The organism is Stappia sp. 28M-7 (assembly GCF_014252955.1).
In the GTDB taxonomy this organism is placed as follows: Bacteria; Pseudomonadota; Alphaproteobacteria; order Rhizobiales; family Stappiaceae; genus Stappia.
This window is the reverse complement of sequence record NZ_JACMIA010000002.1, coordinates 104,916-120,071: the sequence shown is the minus strand read 5'-3', so window position 1 is coordinate 120,071 and position 15,156 is coordinate 104,916. Positions and strand designations below refer to the sequence as shown.

The following is a 15,156-nucleotide window of genomic DNA, read 5'->3' as shown; positions in this document are numbered from 1 at the left end:
GGAAAGGAACGTCCCATGCCGCAAATCGGTGAGTTCACCCGGCAGAAAACCGGTTTCTCCGGCCGCATCCGGACCCTCACGCTCGACAGCGAGATCGCCATCGTCGTGGTCGACACCGCAGGGGTGGAGAACGCGCCCGATCACCGTGTTCACCTCGGCCCGGATGAAAGCGGCCCCGAGGTCGGCGCCGCCTGGTCGCGCACCGGCGAGAAGGCCGGAGACTATCTCTCGGTGCTGATCGACGATCCCGCCCTGCCGCATCCGATGCGCGCCGCCCTGTTCCAGAACGGCGCCGACGCGACGTCGTGGTCGCTGCACTGGAGCCGCGCGCCCAAGCGCGACGCAAAGGACTGAGCGATGCCGCAGCTTCGCTTCCGGCGTCGCCAGGGTCATGCGTTCGGGCGGTTTCGCGCCGCCCGGCGCACGGCCTCCCTTCTCCTTCTCGGCCTGTCGTTACCGTTCGCGTCCGATGCACTGGCGCAGGTCCCGGCCGCACCCGCGGCTCAGGCCGTTCTGCGCGATCCGAACGCCCAGTATGTCGCGGAAGCCTCGCTCCGCTTCGGTATTCCGGAGCACTGGATCCGCGCGGTGATGCGCGTCGAAAGCGCGGGCGATCTGCGGGCGGTGTCATCGGCCGGCGCGATTGGCCTGATGCAGATCATGCCCGATACCTGGGCCGGGCTGCGCTTGCGTCACCGGCTCGGCCGTGACCCCTTCGATCGTCGCGACAATATTCTCGCGGGTTCGGCTTACCTGCGCGAGATGTTCGACCGCTACGGCAATATCGCGGCCATGCTGGCGGCCTATAATGCCGGACCGGGCCGTTACGACGAATACCTCTCCGACGGTCGCAATTTGCCCGCAGAGACGCGCGCCTATGTCGCGACCCTCGCGCCGATCTTGGGCACGGATGCGCTGCCCGGCGCCGTTTCTGCCGCGCCCGCACCGCCGCCCGATTGGCGCGAGGCGCCGCTCTTCGTGGCGCGCGATTTCAGCCGCGAAGCTGCGGACAACGCGCCGCAGCAGGGCGCCCATTCCCTCGTTCCCGAAGTGGATCCGGGCGCCGCGGAGGGCATTTTCGTTACCGCGCAAGACGTGGGCGATGCGCCATGACCCGCCGAACGCTCCATCGTGCTCTGGCGAGCTTTTGCGCACCATGGAGGGCGAAGGGGTCGGGTGCGGGCACCACGACCGGACGATGGCAGGATAAAAGGCCGCACATTGTGGGCCGGACGGTCGGTTGTTTTTATTGGGTTTTCCAGCGCGTTTCACACATTGCGGCGTCTCAGCGCACTGTGCCGGAACTGTTTACCTGCCCGGAATTGCTCGGCTTTTCGCACATTGCGGGGCAGGGTCATGGCCGGTGAGCGCGAGTTTCGCGTCCGCCCTGGCCGCATCCGCTCGACACGGGCACAGCATGTGCGTCCCTTCATCGCCCAGGCACTCGCGGCGGCCAAGAAGGCCGGGGGAACGGTGTCGCGCTCTGGTCGCGTCACTTCCGGGAACCGCTCGCGCTTCGGGCATGGGCAGCGGGCCAGCATTCAGGCCAATCGATTTATCACCGCCCGGTCGCGGGGCGCCGTGGTCAAGGCGCGCGTCGTGCGCCATTCCGGTCGCGCCGCCCCCTTGGGCACGCATCTCGATTACCTGAGCCGCGATGGCGTCACCCGGGACGGGGAGAAGGCGCGTCTGTTCGGGCCGGAGACGGAGGCTGCCGACGAGCGGTCCTTCGCCGAGCGCAGCGGCGATGACCGGCATCATTTCCGCTTCATCGTCTCACCCGACGACGCACTCGAGATGTCGGATCTCAAATCCTTCACGCGCGATCTCGTCGGGCAGATGGAAAAGGACCTCGGCACGCGTCTCGATTGGGTGGCCGTCGATCACTGGAACACCGAACATCCCCATGTCCATCTGATCGTCCGTGGGGTCCGCGACGACGGGCAGGACCTCGTGATCTCGCGCGACTACATCAAGGAGGGGATGCGCGACCGGGCGCGTGATCTCATCACCATGGAACTGGGGCCGCGCACCGATCACGACATCCGGCGCGCCCTCGAACGGCAGATCGAGGCCGAGCGCTGGACCCAGCTCGACCGCCAGCTCGTCCGCGATGCCCGCGATGCAGGTGCGATCGACCTCGCGCCGCATCCCGACCGTCAGCCCGACGAATACCAGGCTCTCAAAATCGGCCGGCTCCGGAAGCTGGAAACGCTCGGCCTCGCCGAGCAGGTCGGTCCCGGGCAATGGACGGTCAGCCAGGATGCCGAGGCAACGCTGCGCCAATTGGGAGAGCGCGGCGACATCATCAAACGCATGCACCGGGCTCTGACCGAGAAGGGGATCGAGCGTGGCGCCGCAGGCTATGTGCTTGCCGCCGAGAGTGTCGACGCGCCGGTCATCGGCCGGCTGGTCGAGCGTGGGCTCGATGACGAGCTGAAGGGGACGGCCTATGCGGTGGTCGACGGCGTCGATGGCCGGACCCACCACATCAAGCTGCCCGATCTCGATGCCGCGGGCGACAGCGCTCCCGGATCGATCGTCGAGCTTCGCAGCTTCGACGATGCCAGGGGGCAGCGCCGCGTGGCGATCGCCGTGCGTTCCGATCTCGATCTGCAAGCCCAGATTTCGGCGTCCGGCGCGACCTGGCTGGACCGCCAGGCCGTCGCGCGCGAGCGGATCGATGTTTCCTCCGGTGGCTTCGGCGCCGAGGTTCGCGATGCGATGGATCGCCGCGCCGCGCGCCTTCTGCAGGAAGGGCTGGCGGAGCGTCAGGGGCGACGCATCGTCTTCAACCGCAACCTGATCGACACGCTACGGCGGCGCGAACTCGACGCGCTCGGCGGCAAGCTGGCGGCCGAGACTGGCCTGCCGTTCAACCGGGCCGCCGGCGGCGACTATGTCTCCGGCACCTACCGGCAGCGACTGGCGCTGGCCTCAGGCCGCTTCGCCATGATCGACGACGGCCTAGGCTTCCAGCTCGTGCCCTGGTCCCCTTCGCTCGAGAAGAATCTCGGCCGCCACGTCTCGGGCGTCGCGCGGGGCGACGGCGGCGTCGACTGGAGCTTCGGTCGCAAACGGGGCCTCGGGCTCTGACACTCAAAGGAAGGAACCACCATGTCCGCGACGAGAATCCTCTGGGGCCAGATCGTCACCGTCTTTCTGATCGTCCTCGTCACGACATGGACGGCGACACAATACGTGGCATGGGAGCTCGGGTTTCAGGCGCAGCTCGGGTCGCCATGGTTCCGGGTCGACGGTTGGCCGGTCTATTATCCGCCCGCGATCTTCTGGTGGTGGTATTTCTATGAAGCCTATGCGCCGGGTATCTTTGCCACGGGTGGGATGATCGCGGCATCGGGCGGATTCATCGCCATTGCCGTCGCGATTGGTATGTCGGTCTGGCGAGCGCGGGAGGCAAAGAACGCGGAGACCTATGGTTCCGCCCGATGGGCGCGACCCGATGAAGTCAAGGCCGCGGGACTCCTCGATCCCGATGGCGTCGTGCTCGGGCGTTTCGATCGTGCCTATCTGCGTCACGATGGACCGGAGCATGTCCTGTGTTTCGCGCCGACACGGTCTGGCAAAGGCGTCGGCCTGGTGGTGCCCACGCTCCTGACCTGGCCAGGGTCGGCGATCGTCCATGACATCAAGGGTGAGAACTGGTCGCTCACTGCGGGCTTTCGCGCCCGGCACGGCAGGGTGCTTCTGTTCGATCCGACCAATCCGGATTCGTCGGCGTATAATCCGCTGCTCGAGGTTCGCCGCGGTGAATGGGAGGTCCGCGACGTCCAGAACATCGCCGATATCCTGGTCGATCCGGAAGGCAGTCTTGAGCGACGCAATCACTGGGAGAAGACCAGTCATGCCTTGCTGGTCGGGGCCATTCTGCATGTCCTTTACGCCGAACCCGACAAGACCCTCGCTGGCGTGGCCTCGTTCCTCTCCGACCCCAGGCGCACGATCGAAGCGACACTCGACGCGATGATGAAGACCGCGCATCTCGGAGAAGCCGGCCCGCATCCCGTCATCGCCAGCGCGGCGCGCGAACTCCTGAACAAATCCGACAATGAGCGCTCAGGCGTGCTTTCCACCGCCATGTCGTTCCTCGGTCTCTACCGCGATCCCGTCGTCGCCGAGGTGACGCGCCGCTGCGACTGGCGCATTGCCGACCTGGTTGCGGGCGAAATGCCCACGACGCTCTACCTCGTCGTGCCACCGTCTGACATCAATCGGACCAAGCCCCTTGTCCGCCTCATCCTCAATCAGGTCGGGCGCCGTCTGACCGAGGATTTGCAGACCAAGGTAGGTCGGCACCGGCTCCTGCTCATGCTCGACGAGTTTCCGGCGCTCGGCCGGCTGGACTTCTTCGAGAGCGCCCTGGCCTTCATGGCGGGCTACGGACTCAAGAGCTTCCTGATCGCCCAGTCTCTGAACCAGATCGAGAAAGCCTACGGCCCGAACAATTCGATCCTCGACAATTGCCATGTGCGCGTGAGCTTCGCCACCAACGACGAGCGAACGGCCAAGCGCGTGTCCGATGCGCTCGGCACGGCAACCGAAATGAAGGCGATGAAGAACTATGCTGGCCACAGGCTTTCGCCCTGGCTCGGGCACCTGATGGTCTCCCGCTCCGAGACGGCGCGCCAGTTGCTCACGCCCGGTGAAATCATGCAGCTTCCGCCCTCCGACGAGATCGTCATGGTGGCGGGCACCCCGCCGATCCGCGCGAAGAAGGCCCGCTATTTCGAGGATGTGCGGTTCAAGGAGCGTGTTCTCGCTCCCCCGGAACTGGTCCGATCCGACAAGCCGCAGCCCGACGACTGGAGCGCCTTGCCGGTGCCGCAGCGTCCGCTGTTCGACACGGCCACGAAGACGTCCGGCGATCCGGATGAAGATCCGACCGGCTCCGAGCGCCGGCATCAGCCTGAGCTGAGACATGCCAATCCGATCGAGAAGAGGAAGCCGATCGAGAACGAGTTCGATCCGCCTGATGAGGACGGTGAGGACGATGCAACCCGCAGCCGGCGTCTGACGCAGGTGATGGGGTTGAACGTGGCGCGTCAGGTGAGCATGGATCCCGGTGACGGGATGGACCTCTGATCGCAATGACCGCACGCAAGAAGAAATCTCCGGTCTCCGTCTATCTCGACCCCGAGATCATGACGATGTTGGCGGAATTCGCTGCGCGCCGTGGTCAGTCCCGATCGATGATCGCGGAAGCTGCGATCGCGTCCTTTCTGTCGCCGGATGCCGACGAACGTCGTGAAGCGGCCATCGTCAAACGGCTCGACCAGATCGACCGACGCGTTTCAAGGCTGGAGCGCGATGTCGGGATCTCGGTCGAAACCCTGGCGGTTTTCGTGCGCTTCTGGCTCACCAGCACGCCAGCGCTGCCCGAGCCGGCGGCACAGGCGGCGCGGGCGAAGGCGAGCGAACGCTATGAAGCATTCGTCGGTGCGCTCGGGCGCCGCCTTGCGGCGGGACCGCAGCTCCGGCAGGAGATCAGCGAAGATGTCAGCCCCGCGCGATCGGAACCATCATAGGGGCCGTGCAGCGAGCCGACGGTGCCGGGCAATCCCGCCGATTTCCTGTATTTGCACGCTACAGTACTACTCCGAAAGACAGTTGTTGAATCCACCCGAATTCGGGTTCTTTTAATCGTCCCCGTCGGGGCAGGACCGAATTGTTCCCGGCCAGAACGGGGACAAGATGGCGGCTTCACATAACAATCCAGAAGGACGCGCGCGCAGTTCGCGCATGCTGCGCACCGCGCTCGGAGCCGCCATCGCCCGCTTTCTGGACGACCCTGCGGTCGTCGAGGTCATGCTCAATCCCGATGGCCGCATCTGGGTGGACCGGTTGTCCGAGGGCCTTGGCGATACAGGGGAGATTCTGCCCGCAGCCGATGGTGAACGCATCGTGCGGCTCGTCGCCCATCATGTCGGTGCCGAGGTGCACGCCGGGGCGCCGCGGGTTTCGGCCGAGCTGCCGGAGACCGGCGAACGCTTCGAAGGTCTGCTGCCGCCTGTCGTCGCCGCGCCCGCCTTCGCCATCCGCAAGCCGGCGGTCGCGGTGTTCACCCTCGACGACTATGTCGCCGCAGGCATCATGACGACCGAGCAGGGCGCGACATTGCGCGAGGCGGTGGCGACGCGCGCCAATATTCTCGTCGCGGGCGGCACCTCGACCGGCAAGACGACCCTGACCAACGCTCTTCTTGCCGAGGTGTCCAACAGCTCGGACCGCGTCGTCATCATCGAGGACACGCGCGAGTTGCAATGCGCCGCGCCCAACCTCGTCGCCATGCGCACGAAAGACGGCGTGGCGACTCTCTCCGACCTCGTCCGTTCCTCTCTGCGGCTTCGCCCGGACCGCATCCCTGTTGGCGAGGTGCGCGGCGCCGAAGCGCTCGACCTGCTCAAGGCCTGGGGGACGGGACATCCGGGCGGCATCGGCACGATCCATGCCGGCTCCGGCATCGGCGCGCTGCGCCGCCTCGAACAACTCATCCAGGAAGCCGTCATCACCGTGCCGCGCGCCCTGATCGCCGAGACGATCGACCTGGTCGCGGTCCTCGCCGGACGCGGGTCCGCGCGAAGGCTTGTCGAACTCGCGCGCGTCGAAGGGCTCGGCCCTGACGGCGACTACCGCATCACCCCCGCAACCAGTTCAGAAGGGAAGCCCGAATGATCCGTCACGCCTTGCGCATACGCCGTCACGTCGCGACAGCCGCGGCCGTCACCTATGTCAGCCTGTTCATGGCCCCGGCCGCGCATGCGTCCGGTTCATCCATGCCCTGGGAGGCGCCGCTTCAGAGCATTCTCGAATCGATCGAGGGACCGGTCGCGAAGATCATCGCCGTCATCATTATCATCGTGACCGGCCTGACGCTGGCCTTTGGCGACACCTCTGGCGGCTTTCGCCGGCTGATCCAGATCGTCTTCGGCATCTCCATCGCCTTTGCGGCATCGAGCTTCTTTCTGTCCTTCTTCTCGTTCGGCGGCGGAGCGCTCATCTGATGGCGGCTGTTCTCGAACAGCTCGATGCCGTGCCGGGCTTCACCATCCCGGTTCACAGGGCGCTGACCGAACACATCCTGCTGGGCGGCGCTCCCCGTTCCATTGCGATCCTGAATGGAACGCTCGCCGGGGCGGTGGGCCTCGGCCTGCGCCTCTGGCTGGTCGGTCTGGCGATCTGGGCGGTGGGACATTTCGTGGCCGTCTGGGCGGCAAAGCGCGACCCGCTCTTCGTCGAAGTCGGGCGCCGGCATCTGCGCATCCCTGCTTTCCTGGCGGTGTGAGGGCCCGGCGATGATGAACCTGGCCGAATACCGCCGCACCGCCACTCGCCTGGCCGACTATTTGCCCTGGGCCGCATTGGCCGGATCCGGCGTGGTGCTGAACAAGGATGGCAGCTTTCAGAGGACGGCAAAGTTTCGCGGGCCGGATTTGGATTCGTCGGTCGCCGCCGAACTGGTCGCCGTGGCTGGCCGCATCAACAATGCCCTCCGTCGTCTCGGCTCCGGCTGGTCGATCTTTGTCGAGGCTCAGCGCAGCGAGGCCGCGACCTATCCCGAAAGCCTGTTTCCCGACCCGGCATCGGCCTTGGTCGACGCCGAGCGCAAGGCCGCATTCGAGGAGGCCGGCGCGCATTTCGTGTCGGGCTATTTCCTGACCTTCCTTTGGCTGCCGCCGGCTGAGGAGTCCGCGCGTGCCGAGACCTGGCTCTATGAGGGCCGCGAGCAATCGGGCGTGAACCCCTGGGAATTGCAGCGCGGCTTCGTGGATCGGACCGACCGCGTTCTGGCCCTGCTCGACGGCTTCATGCCTGAATGCCGTTGGCTCGATGACCCAGAGACGCTCACCTATCTCCACTCGACGATCTCCACCAACCGGCATCGCGTGCGCGTGCCGGAGGTGCCGATGCATCTCGATGCGCTGCTTGCCGACCAGCCGCTGATCGGCGGGCTGGAGCCGCGCCTCGGCGATCAGCATCTGCGTGTCCTCACCATCATCGGCTTCCCCACCGCCACGACGCCCGGCCTGCTGGATGAAATGAACCGGCTGGCATTTCCCTATCGCTGGAGCACGCGGGCGATCCTCCTCGACAAGCTCGCGGCGACAAGGCTGCTCACAAAAATCCGTCGGCAATGGTTCGCCAAGCGCAAGTCGATCGCCGCGATCGTCAAGGAGGTGATGACCAACGAGCAGTCCGCGCTGGTCGACACCGATGCGTCCAACAAGGCCGCCGACGCCGATATGGCCCTGCAGGAGCTCGGGCAGGACATGGCGGGCATGGCCTATGTCACGGCCACGATCACGGTCTGGGATCCCGATCCGCGCATCGCCGACGAAAAGCTGCGGCTCGCCGAGAAGGTCGTTCAGGGCCGCGATTTCACGGCAATGGCCGAGACCGTCAACGCGGTCGATGCCTGGCTCGGCTCTCTGCCCGGTCATGCCTATGCCAATGTCCGGCAGCCGCCGATCTCGACGCTCAATCTTGCCCACATGATCCCCCTGAGTGCTGTGTGGGCAGGGCCGGAACGGAACGACCATCTCGGTGCGCCCCCCTTGCTCTATGGCAAGACCGAGGGAAGTACGCCGTTCCGGCTTTCCCTCCATATCGGGGATGTCGGCCACACGCTCGTCGTCGGCCCGACCGGCGCGGGCAAATCGGTGTTGCTGGCGCTGATGGCGCTCCAGTTCCGCCGTTACGCGAAAGCCCAGGTCTTCGCCTTCGACTTCGGCGGCTCCATCCGAGCCGCGGCACTCGCCATGGGCGGGAACTGGCACGATCTGGGCGGCGGATTGACCGACGGGTCGGATGCCTCGGTGTCGCTGCAACCGCTCTCCCGCATCGACGATGCCTATGAGCGCTCCTGGGCTGCCGACTGGATCGGCGCGATCCTGGCGCGCGAGGGTGTCGCCGTCACGCCGGAGGTGAAGGAACACATCTGGACGGCGCTGTCCTCGCTGGCGTCCGCGCCTCCCGGCGAACGCACCATCACAGGCCTCGCCGTGCTGCTGCAATCCAATGACCTCAAACAGGGACTGCGACCCTATTGTGTCGGCGGTCCCTATGGCCGTCTTCTTGACGCCGAGACCGAGCATCTCGGCTCCACCGACGTACAGGCATTCGAGATCGAGGGGCTTGTCGGAACGGGAGCGGCGCCTGCGGTCCTGTCCTACCTGTTCCATCGGATCGGCGACCGGCTCGATGGCTGCCCGACTCTGCTCATCATCGACGAGGGCTGGCTCGCCCTCGACGATGACGGCTTCTCCGGCCAACTCCGCGAATGGCTGAAAACGCTCCGCAAGAAGAACGCCTCGGTCATTTTCGCCACGCAGAGCCTGTCGGACATTGATGGCAGCGCGATCGCGCCCGCCATCATCGAGAGCTGCCCGACGCGGTTGCTCCTGCCGAACGAGCGCGCGATCGAGCCGCAGATCACGGCCATCTATCGCCGCTTCGGTCTCAACGACCGGCAGATCGAGATCCTCGCGCGGGCAACCCCGAAGCGGGACTATTATTGCCAGTCGCGACGCGGCAACCGGCTGTTCGAGCTGGGATTGAGCGAGGTCGGACTCGCGCTCTGCGCCGCATCTTCCAAATCCGATCAGGCCGCCATCGAGCGCATCCACGCCGAGCGTGGGACCGATAGCTTCCTCGCCGTCTGGCTGCGCCATCGCGGCGTGGACTGGGCCGCCGACCTGATCCCCCGCCTCACCAATCTCGTCCCGGGGCCGCCTTCGGACCCGGAGGATGAGCCGGCACCAGGCATCGCGAGCCAAGCCGGGCCCCAAGACGAATTCTCAATCGATGAAGAGTTCAGCCAAGAGGAGATCGACTTGTGACCTTTCCCAAATTGCACCGTTTCACGCGTGTCTCGCTGCTCGCCCTGGCGCTTGCGACGCCGCTTGCGCCGGTGCTCACCACACCCGCACACGCCTTTTTCGGCGGGTTCGGCCGCATCGTCTATGATCCGACCAATCATGCCGAAAACCTGCTGACAGCCGCCCGATCCCTGGAGCAGATCAACAATCAGATCGCCCAGCTTCAGAACGAAGCGCAGATGCTCATCAACCAGGCCCGCAATCTCTCGAGCCTGCCGTTTTCCTCGCTCCAGCAGCTTCAGCAAAACATCCAGCGCACCCAGCAGCTATTGAGCCAGGCCCAGAGCATCGCCTTCGACGTCCAGCAGATCGACCGGATGTTCCAGCAGGACTACGGCAAGCTCTCGATCTCGGCCACCGACGCACAGCTGATCGCCGATGCCCGTTCGCGCTGGGAAAACACCGTTGGCGGGTTGCAGGACGCCATGCGCGTGCAGGCCGGCGTGGTCGGCAATATCGACAGCAATCGCAGCGCGATGTCTGCGCTGGTCGATCAGAGCCAAAATGCGGTCGGTGCGCTGCAAGCGACGCAGGCGGGCAACCAGCTTCTCGCACTGCAATCCCAACAGCTTTCGGACCTCATCGCGGTGATCTCCGCCAATGGCCGCGCCACAGCCATGCTCGAGGCCGACCGGGCGACGGCCGCCGAACAAGGCCGCATCCAGCGCGAGCGCTTTCTGACACCTGGCTCGGGCTATCAGCCGGGCAACGCGCAGATGTTCAACAGCGGCAACTGATCCCGGGAGGGGGTCCCATGGATGGGAAAATGCTGGCCCGGATCGGGGCGATCATATTCATCGCCATAGCGATCACCGCCACGGTGATCGAGATGACCCGGGAAGAGGAACCGGCGCGGGTGAGGTCCGCGCCGGAGCTCCAGCCCGAACCGGATCCTCTGCGCCTGACGCTTCGGCGATGCCAGCGGCTCGGAGAAGCCGCCACCAGCGATGCCGAGTGCCTTTCGGCCTGGGCAAAGTCCCGCGACCGCTTCCTTGGTCGCTCTCCGGCGCCCGCCGCCCCGGCAGTCGAAGGGGAGCGATGAGCCGTGGGCGGGATGGGGGTCATCGACGATTTTCTCGGCGTCTTCACGAGCTATATCGACAGCGGCTTCGGGTTGCTCGGCGGCGAAGTCGCCTTCATCGCTACCACCCTGATCGTCATCGATGTGACGCTCGCGGCTCTGTTCTGGAGCTGGGGTGCCGACGACGACATCATCGCCAGGCTGGTGAAGAAGACCCTCTTCGTTGGTGTCTTCGCCTACCTGATCGGCAATTGGAACAATCTCGCGAAGATCGTTTTCGACAGCTTTGCGGGTCTCGGCCTGCAGGCCTCGGGCACGAGCTTTTCCGCGGCCGATCTGATGCGCCCCGGCCGCGTCGCACAAACCGGCCTCGATGCAGGCCGACCGCTGCTCGATGCGATCTCGGATCTGATGGGTTTCGTTTCCTTCTTCGAGAACTTCATCCAGATCGCCTGCCTGCTGTTCGCCTGGGCGCTGGTGCTGCTCGCCTTCTTCATTCTTGCGATCCAGCTCTTCGTCACGCTGATCGAGTTCAAGCTGACGACGCTTGCCGGGTTCGTCCTCATTCCCTTCGGCCTGTTCGGCAAGACCGCCTTCATGGCCGAGCGTGTGCTCGGCAACGTCGTCTCCTCCGGCATCAAGGTGCTCGTCCTCGCCGTCATCATCGGCATCGGCTCGACGCTGTTTTCCCGGTTCACCGCCGGTTTCGGCGGCGCGACACCTACCATCGACGATGCCATGGCGATCGTGCTGGCCGCGCTCTCGCTTCTCGGTCTCGGCATCTTCGGCCCCGGTATCGCCTCGGGCCTTGTCTCGGGCGGGCCGCAGCTCGGCGCCGGCTCGGCTGTCGGCACCGGCCTTGCCGCCGGTGGCATGGTGCTGGCGGGAGGCGCCGCCGCAGGCATGGCCGCAAGGGGAGGCGCGGCCGCCCTGTCGGGAGGAGCCGCGGCCGTCCGTGGTGGCGCGACCGCCGCGGGAGGCGCCACAGCCGCCTATAGCGTCGGATCGCTGGGCCAGTCCGGTGCGGCAGGTGTCGTCTCCGGTCTTGGAGGTGTCGCCCGGGCAGCCGGTTCCGCCGCCGCCTCGCCGCTGAAACGCGCCGCTTCCAGGGCAAACGAGAGCGTCAGGTCCAGTTTCTCAGATGGTGTTCGCGCCGGGTTCGGCGCGACAGGCGGGTCATCTTCCATGGGCACCGTCGGCGGCGCAGGCGATGCCGCCGCCGCATCGGCCTCGGCCTCCGCTGGCGGTCCACCGGCATGGGCGCAGCAGATGCAGCGCCGACAGGCGCTTGGCCACGGCACGACCATGGCGGGCCATGCCGTGCGCTCCGGCGACAGCCACGGCTCCGGCTCTTCCGTCAATCTTTCTGAAAGCGACCGCTCATGAATCTGTTCAAACGATCATCGACACATTACGGCAAAACACCCGAACCCGAGACCCCTTACCAGAAGGCCGCGCAGGTCTGGGACGAGCGCATCGGCTCGGCTCGCGTTCAGGCAAGGAACTGGCGCTACATGGCCTTCGGCTCGCTGGTCCTCTCGGCCGGCTTCGCCGCCGCCCTGGTCTGGCAGTCGGCGCAGGGGACGATCGTGCCCTGGGTGGTGCAGGTGGACAATCTCGGTCAGGCGCAGACCGTAGCGCCCGCAACCGCGGATTATCGCCCGACAGACCCGCAGATCGCATGGCATCTCGGCCGCTTCATTGAGCAGGTGCGGGCCATTCCGGCAGACGCAATCATTGTCCGCCAGAATTGGCTGCGCGCCTATGAATGGACGACCGACCGGGGAGCGGCGGCGCTCAACGACTATGCCCGTGCGAATGACCCCTTCACTCGCGTTGGTCGCCAGCAGGTGGCGGTTGAGGTCTCCTCGGTGATCCGGGCGTCACCGGATTCCTTCCGCGTTGCCTGGACCGAACGCCAATACGAGAACGGCCAACTCTCCACCACCGAGCGCTGGACCGCGATCCTGACCATCGTGATCCAGACGCCGCGCGATGCCGAACGGCTGCGTGCCAATCCGCTCGGAATCTACGTAAACGCCATCAACTGGTCGCGGGAGATGAGCCAATGACCCGCACGCCGATCCGTAAGTCCGGCTTTCCGGCTTTCCGCAAACCCGCGATCCTGGCCTTGCTGGCCGCGACGGCGCTGGCTGGATGTGCCACCAATAGGGTTCCTCAGTTCAGCTACGATGCCGATGTCCCGCCGCTGCCCGACGTACCGGCACCTGTCACAGATGAGCGGCCGCGTCCGCTGCACACGCCTCCCTCCTGGAACGTGGCGCGGGGCGGTGCAGCCGCAGGCACGCCGGCGGGACGGGTGGAGAACGCCAATGCCGCCGCCCGCGTCGAACCGCGCCGCGAGGGCTATTACAACGCCATCCAGATTTACCCGTGGTCCGAGGGCGCCCTCTATCAGGTCTATGCGGCGCCGGGGCAGATCACCAATATCGCCCTGGAGCCAGGTGAGGGCCTGACTGGCGCCGGGCCGATTGCGGCGGGCGATACCGCACGATGGATCATCGGTGATACCGAGAGCGGAAGCGGTGCGCACCGGCGTGTTCATGTGCTGGTGAAGCCGACGCGGCCGGACATCTCGACGAACCTGGTCATCACCACCGATCGCCGCATCTACATGATCGAGCTTCGTGCCCGCGAGGAACTCTACATGCCTGCCGTCGCTTGGGCCTATCCCGCGCCGCCGGCGGGGCAGCGTCAGTCGGTCCCGGCTGCGCCCGTCATCCCGGCCGAGGCCTCGCGCAACTATCGCTACGGCCTGACCGGCGACAGCCCGCCCTGGCGGCCGATCTCGGTCTTCGATGATGGCCGGCGCGTCTATGTCGTTTTCCCGCGCGGTATCGTCCAGGGCGAGATGCCGCCGATCTTCGTGCTCGGCTCGGATGGCGAGCCGCAGATCGTCAACAGCCGAATCCACCAGAACATCCTGATCGTCGACCGCCTGTTCGGTGCAGCCGAGCTTCGCCTTGGAAGTGGCGAGCGCCAACAGACTGTCCGGATCGTCCGGATCGAACAGCGGCAGGCCGCCGCCCAGCCGGCCCGCGAGACCGGAGGCGCCCCATCATGACCGAGGAAGCAACCACCACAACAACCACGAGCGCGGCAACGGCCGCACCCATGCGCTTGCGCGCAGATCCGCCGCGCGTGACGCGGCTTTCCCGCAAGATGCTGGCTGGTGTCGGCGCCGTTGCATTGCTCGGGATCGGCGGAGCGCTCATCTATGCGCTCCAGACCCGGGACGCGGGGCAGGGCGGCGACGAGCTCTATTCAACCGAGAACCGGCCGACGGCCGATGGCCTGTCCGGTCTGCCGAGGGACTATACCGGCCCGGTCCTTGGACCTCCTTTGCCGGGCGATCTCGGCGGCCCGATCCTCGATGCGCAAAACCGGGGGCAGCCGGTCGCACCGCCTGCCGTGACGGCGCCGGCCGTCGACCCGGAGGAGCAGCGCCGGCTTGCGGAGGAAGAAGCGGCGCGCCTCAGCCGCGTTTTCTTCCAGACCGCTCCAGGCACAGCAACTACTACCGGAGGTCCAGGTCTGGCCGGTCTCGGCCTTGGCTCGCAAACCGGCGCGACGGCCGGACAGGATCGGCACACGGCTTTCCTTAACGGCCCTGTGGACCGCCAGACCGTTGCGCTCGATCGCATCGTGGCGCCGCCGTCGCCCTACATCCTTCAGGCGGGGGCGGTGATCCCGGCCGCGATGATCACCGGCATCCGTTCCGATCTGCCCGGACAGATCACCGCCCAGGTCACGGAGAACGTCTATGACAGCCCGACCGGGAGCCTGCTCCTCATACCGCAAGGCACCCGCATTATCGGGCAATACGATGCCGGCGTGACCTTTGGCCAGCGACGCGTCCTGCTCGTCTGGAACCGTCTGATCCTGCCCAATGGCCGCTCCATCGTGCTGGAACGTCAGCCCGGAGCGGACGCCAGCGGCTATGCCGGTCTTGAAGATGGCGTCGACTACCACTGGTGGGATCTGATGAAGGCAGCGGGGTTATCGACCCTGCTTGCGGTGGGGACGGAGCTCGCCAGCAGCGACGAGGATCGCCTGATCCGCGCCATCCGCGATGGGGCACAGGACACCATCAATCAGGCCGGCCAGCAGATCATCCAGCGCCAATTGCAGGTTGCGCCGACGCTCACCGTCCGGCCGGGCTTCCCGGTCAGGGTGATCGTCACTCGCGACCTCGTTCTCGAACCTTACAGGAGTTGA

At 66.1% G+C, this 15,156-nt stretch carries 15 protein-coding genes; all 15 read left to right on the top strand.

Annotated features, from left to right (window positions below; translation table 11 throughout):
• Positions 1-15 precede the first annotated feature (15 nt).
• The 15 genes from H7H34_RS21885 to H7H34_RS21815 all read left to right on the top strand — a co-directional run bounded on the left by H7H34_RS21885 (position 16) and on the right by H7H34_RS21815 (position 15,156).
• Complete coding sequence (locus tag H7H34_RS21885; RefSeq protein WP_185926727.1) at positions 16-354, top strand: DUF736 domain-containing protein; 339 nt, start codon at positions 16-18, stop codon at positions 352-354.
• A 3-nt stretch (positions 355-357) separates the two neighbouring features.
• Positions 358-1,113 carry a lytic transglycosylase domain-containing protein gene (locus tag H7H34_RS21880; protein WP_185926726.1) on the top strand — a complete coding sequence of 252 codons (756 nt, stop codon included), beginning with the start codon at positions 358-360 and terminating at the stop codon, positions 1,111-1,113.
• Positions 1,114-1,356: 243 nt separating this feature from the next.
• Positions 1,357-3,096, top strand: coding sequence for a relaxase/mobilization nuclease domain-containing protein (locus H7H34_RS21875; protein ID WP_185926725.1), 1,740 nt, complete (start codon positions 1,357-1,359; stop codon positions 3,094-3,096).
• A 21-nt stretch (positions 3,097-3,117) separates the two neighbouring features.
• Entirely contained in the window at positions 3,118-5,103 is a 1,986-nt protein-coding gene (locus H7H34_RS21870) for a conjugal transfer protein TraG (protein WP_185926724.1), read from the top strand.
• 5 nt (positions 5,104-5,108) lie between these two features.
• Positions 5,109-5,546 carry a ribbon-helix-helix protein, CopG family gene (locus H7H34_RS21865; protein ID WP_173933168.1) on the top strand — a complete coding sequence of 146 codons (438 nt, stop codon included), beginning with the start codon at positions 5,109-5,111 and terminating at the stop codon, positions 5,544-5,546.
• A gap of 166 nt (positions 5,547-5,712) precedes the next feature.
• Entirely contained in the window at positions 5,713-6,693 is a 981-nt protein-coding gene (trbB, locus tag H7H34_RS21860) for a P-type conjugative transfer ATPase TrbB (RefSeq protein ID WP_185926723.1), read from the top strand.
• Positions 6,690-7,022 carry a TrbC/VirB2 family type IV secretion system protein gene (locus H7H34_RS21855; RefSeq protein ID WP_185926722.1) on the top strand — a complete coding sequence of 111 codons (333 nt, stop codon included), beginning with the start codon at positions 6,690-6,692 and terminating at the stop codon, positions 7,020-7,022. Before trbB ends, H7H34_RS21855 begins: the two co-directional genes overlap by 4 nt.
• A complete protein-coding gene (locus tag H7H34_RS21850) occupies positions 7,022-7,303 on the top strand; it encodes a VirB3 family type IV secretion system protein (RefSeq protein ID WP_012112716.1) in 282 nt (93 codons plus the stop codon). Before H7H34_RS21855 ends, H7H34_RS21850 begins: the two co-directional genes overlap by 1 nt.
• A gap of 10 nt (positions 7,304-7,313) precedes the next feature.
• Positions 7,314-9,857 (top strand): conjugal transfer protein TrbE, encoded by a 2,544-nt coding sequence (gene trbE / locus H7H34_RS21845; protein WP_185926721.1) that lies wholly within the window; start codon positions 7,314-7,316, stop codon positions 9,855-9,857.
• A gap of 11 nt (positions 9,858-9,868) precedes the next feature.
• Complete coding sequence (trbJ, locus tag H7H34_RS21840; protein ID WP_137390808.1) at positions 9,869-10,633, top strand: P-type conjugative transfer protein TrbJ; 765 nt, start codon at positions 9,869-9,871, stop codon at positions 10,631-10,633.
• Positions 10,634-10,650: 17 nt separating this feature from the next.
• A complete protein-coding gene (gene trbK-alt / locus H7H34_RS21835) occupies positions 10,651-10,938 on the top strand; it encodes a putative entry exclusion protein TrbK-alt (RefSeq protein WP_185926720.1) in 288 nt (95 codons plus the stop codon).
• 3 nt (positions 10,939-10,941) lie between these two features.
• Positions 10,942-12,303 carry a P-type conjugative transfer protein TrbL gene (gene trbL / locus H7H34_RS21830; RefSeq protein ID WP_185926719.1) on the top strand — a complete coding sequence of 454 codons (1,362 nt, stop codon included), beginning with the start codon at positions 10,942-10,944 and terminating at the stop codon, positions 12,301-12,303.
• The gene (gene trbF / locus H7H34_RS21825; protein ID WP_012112711.1) at positions 12,300-12,989 is read left to right on the top strand and encodes a conjugal transfer protein TrbF; all 690 of its coding nucleotides are present in this window, start codon (positions 12,300-12,302) and stop codon (positions 12,987-12,989) included. Before trbL ends, trbF begins: the two co-directional genes overlap by 4 nt.
• A complete protein-coding gene (trbG, locus tag H7H34_RS21820) occupies positions 12,986-14,002 on the top strand; it encodes a P-type conjugative transfer protein TrbG (RefSeq protein WP_185926718.1) in 1,017 nt (338 codons plus the stop codon). The genes trbF and trbG overlap by 4 nt, the downstream gene beginning before the upstream one ends.
• Positions 13,999-15,156 (top strand): TraB/TrbI/VirB10 family type IV secretion system protein, encoded by a 1,158-nt coding sequence (locus H7H34_RS21815; RefSeq protein WP_185926717.1) that lies wholly within the window; start codon positions 13,999-14,001, stop codon positions 15,154-15,156. The genes trbG and H7H34_RS21815 overlap by 4 nt, the downstream gene beginning before the upstream one ends.

Coding starts and splice junctions, on each gene's coding strand:
- H7H34_RS21885 (WP_185926727.1), top strand. CDS start 16: ATGCCGCAAATCGGTGAGTTCACCCGGCAGAAAACCGGTTTCTCCGGC.
- H7H34_RS21815 (WP_185926717.1), top strand. CDS start 13,999: ATGACCGAGGAAGCAACCACCACAACAACCACGAGCGCGGCAACGGCC.
- H7H34_RS21875 (WP_185926725.1), top strand. CDS start 1,357: ATGGCCGGTGAGCGCGAGTTTCGCGTCCGCCCTGGCCGCATCCGCTCG.
- H7H34_RS21870 (WP_185926724.1), top strand. CDS start 3,118: ATGTCCGCGACGAGAATCCTCTGGGGCCAGATCGTCACCGTCTTTCTG.
- H7H34_RS21850 (WP_012112716.1), top strand. CDS start 7,022: ATGGCGGCTGTTCTCGAACAGCTCGATGCCGTGCCGGGCTTCACCATC.
- trbE (WP_185926721.1), top strand. CDS start 7,314: ATGATGAACCTGGCCGAATACCGCCGCACCGCCACTCGCCTGGCCGAC.
- trbF (WP_012112711.1), top strand. CDS start 12,300: ATGAATCTGTTCAAACGATCATCGACACATTACGGCAAAACACCCGAA.
- trbB (WP_185926723.1), top strand. CDS start 5,713: ATGGCGGCTTCACATAACAATCCAGAAGGACGCGCGCGCAGTTCGCGC.
- H7H34_RS21855 (WP_185926722.1), top strand. CDS start 6,690: ATGATCCGTCACGCCTTGCGCATACGCCGTCACGTCGCGACAGCCGCG.
- trbG (WP_185926718.1), top strand. CDS start 12,986: ATGACCCGCACGCCGATCCGTAAGTCCGGCTTTCCGGCTTTCCGCAAA.
- H7H34_RS21865 (WP_173933168.1), top strand. CDS start 5,109: ATGACCGCACGCAAGAAGAAATCTCCGGTCTCCGTCTATCTCGACCCC.
- H7H34_RS21880 (WP_185926726.1), top strand. CDS start 358: ATGCCGCAGCTTCGCTTCCGGCGTCGCCAGGGTCATGCGTTCGGGCGG.
- trbK-alt (WP_185926720.1), top strand. CDS start 10,651: ATGGATGGGAAAATGCTGGCCCGGATCGGGGCGATCATATTCATCGCC.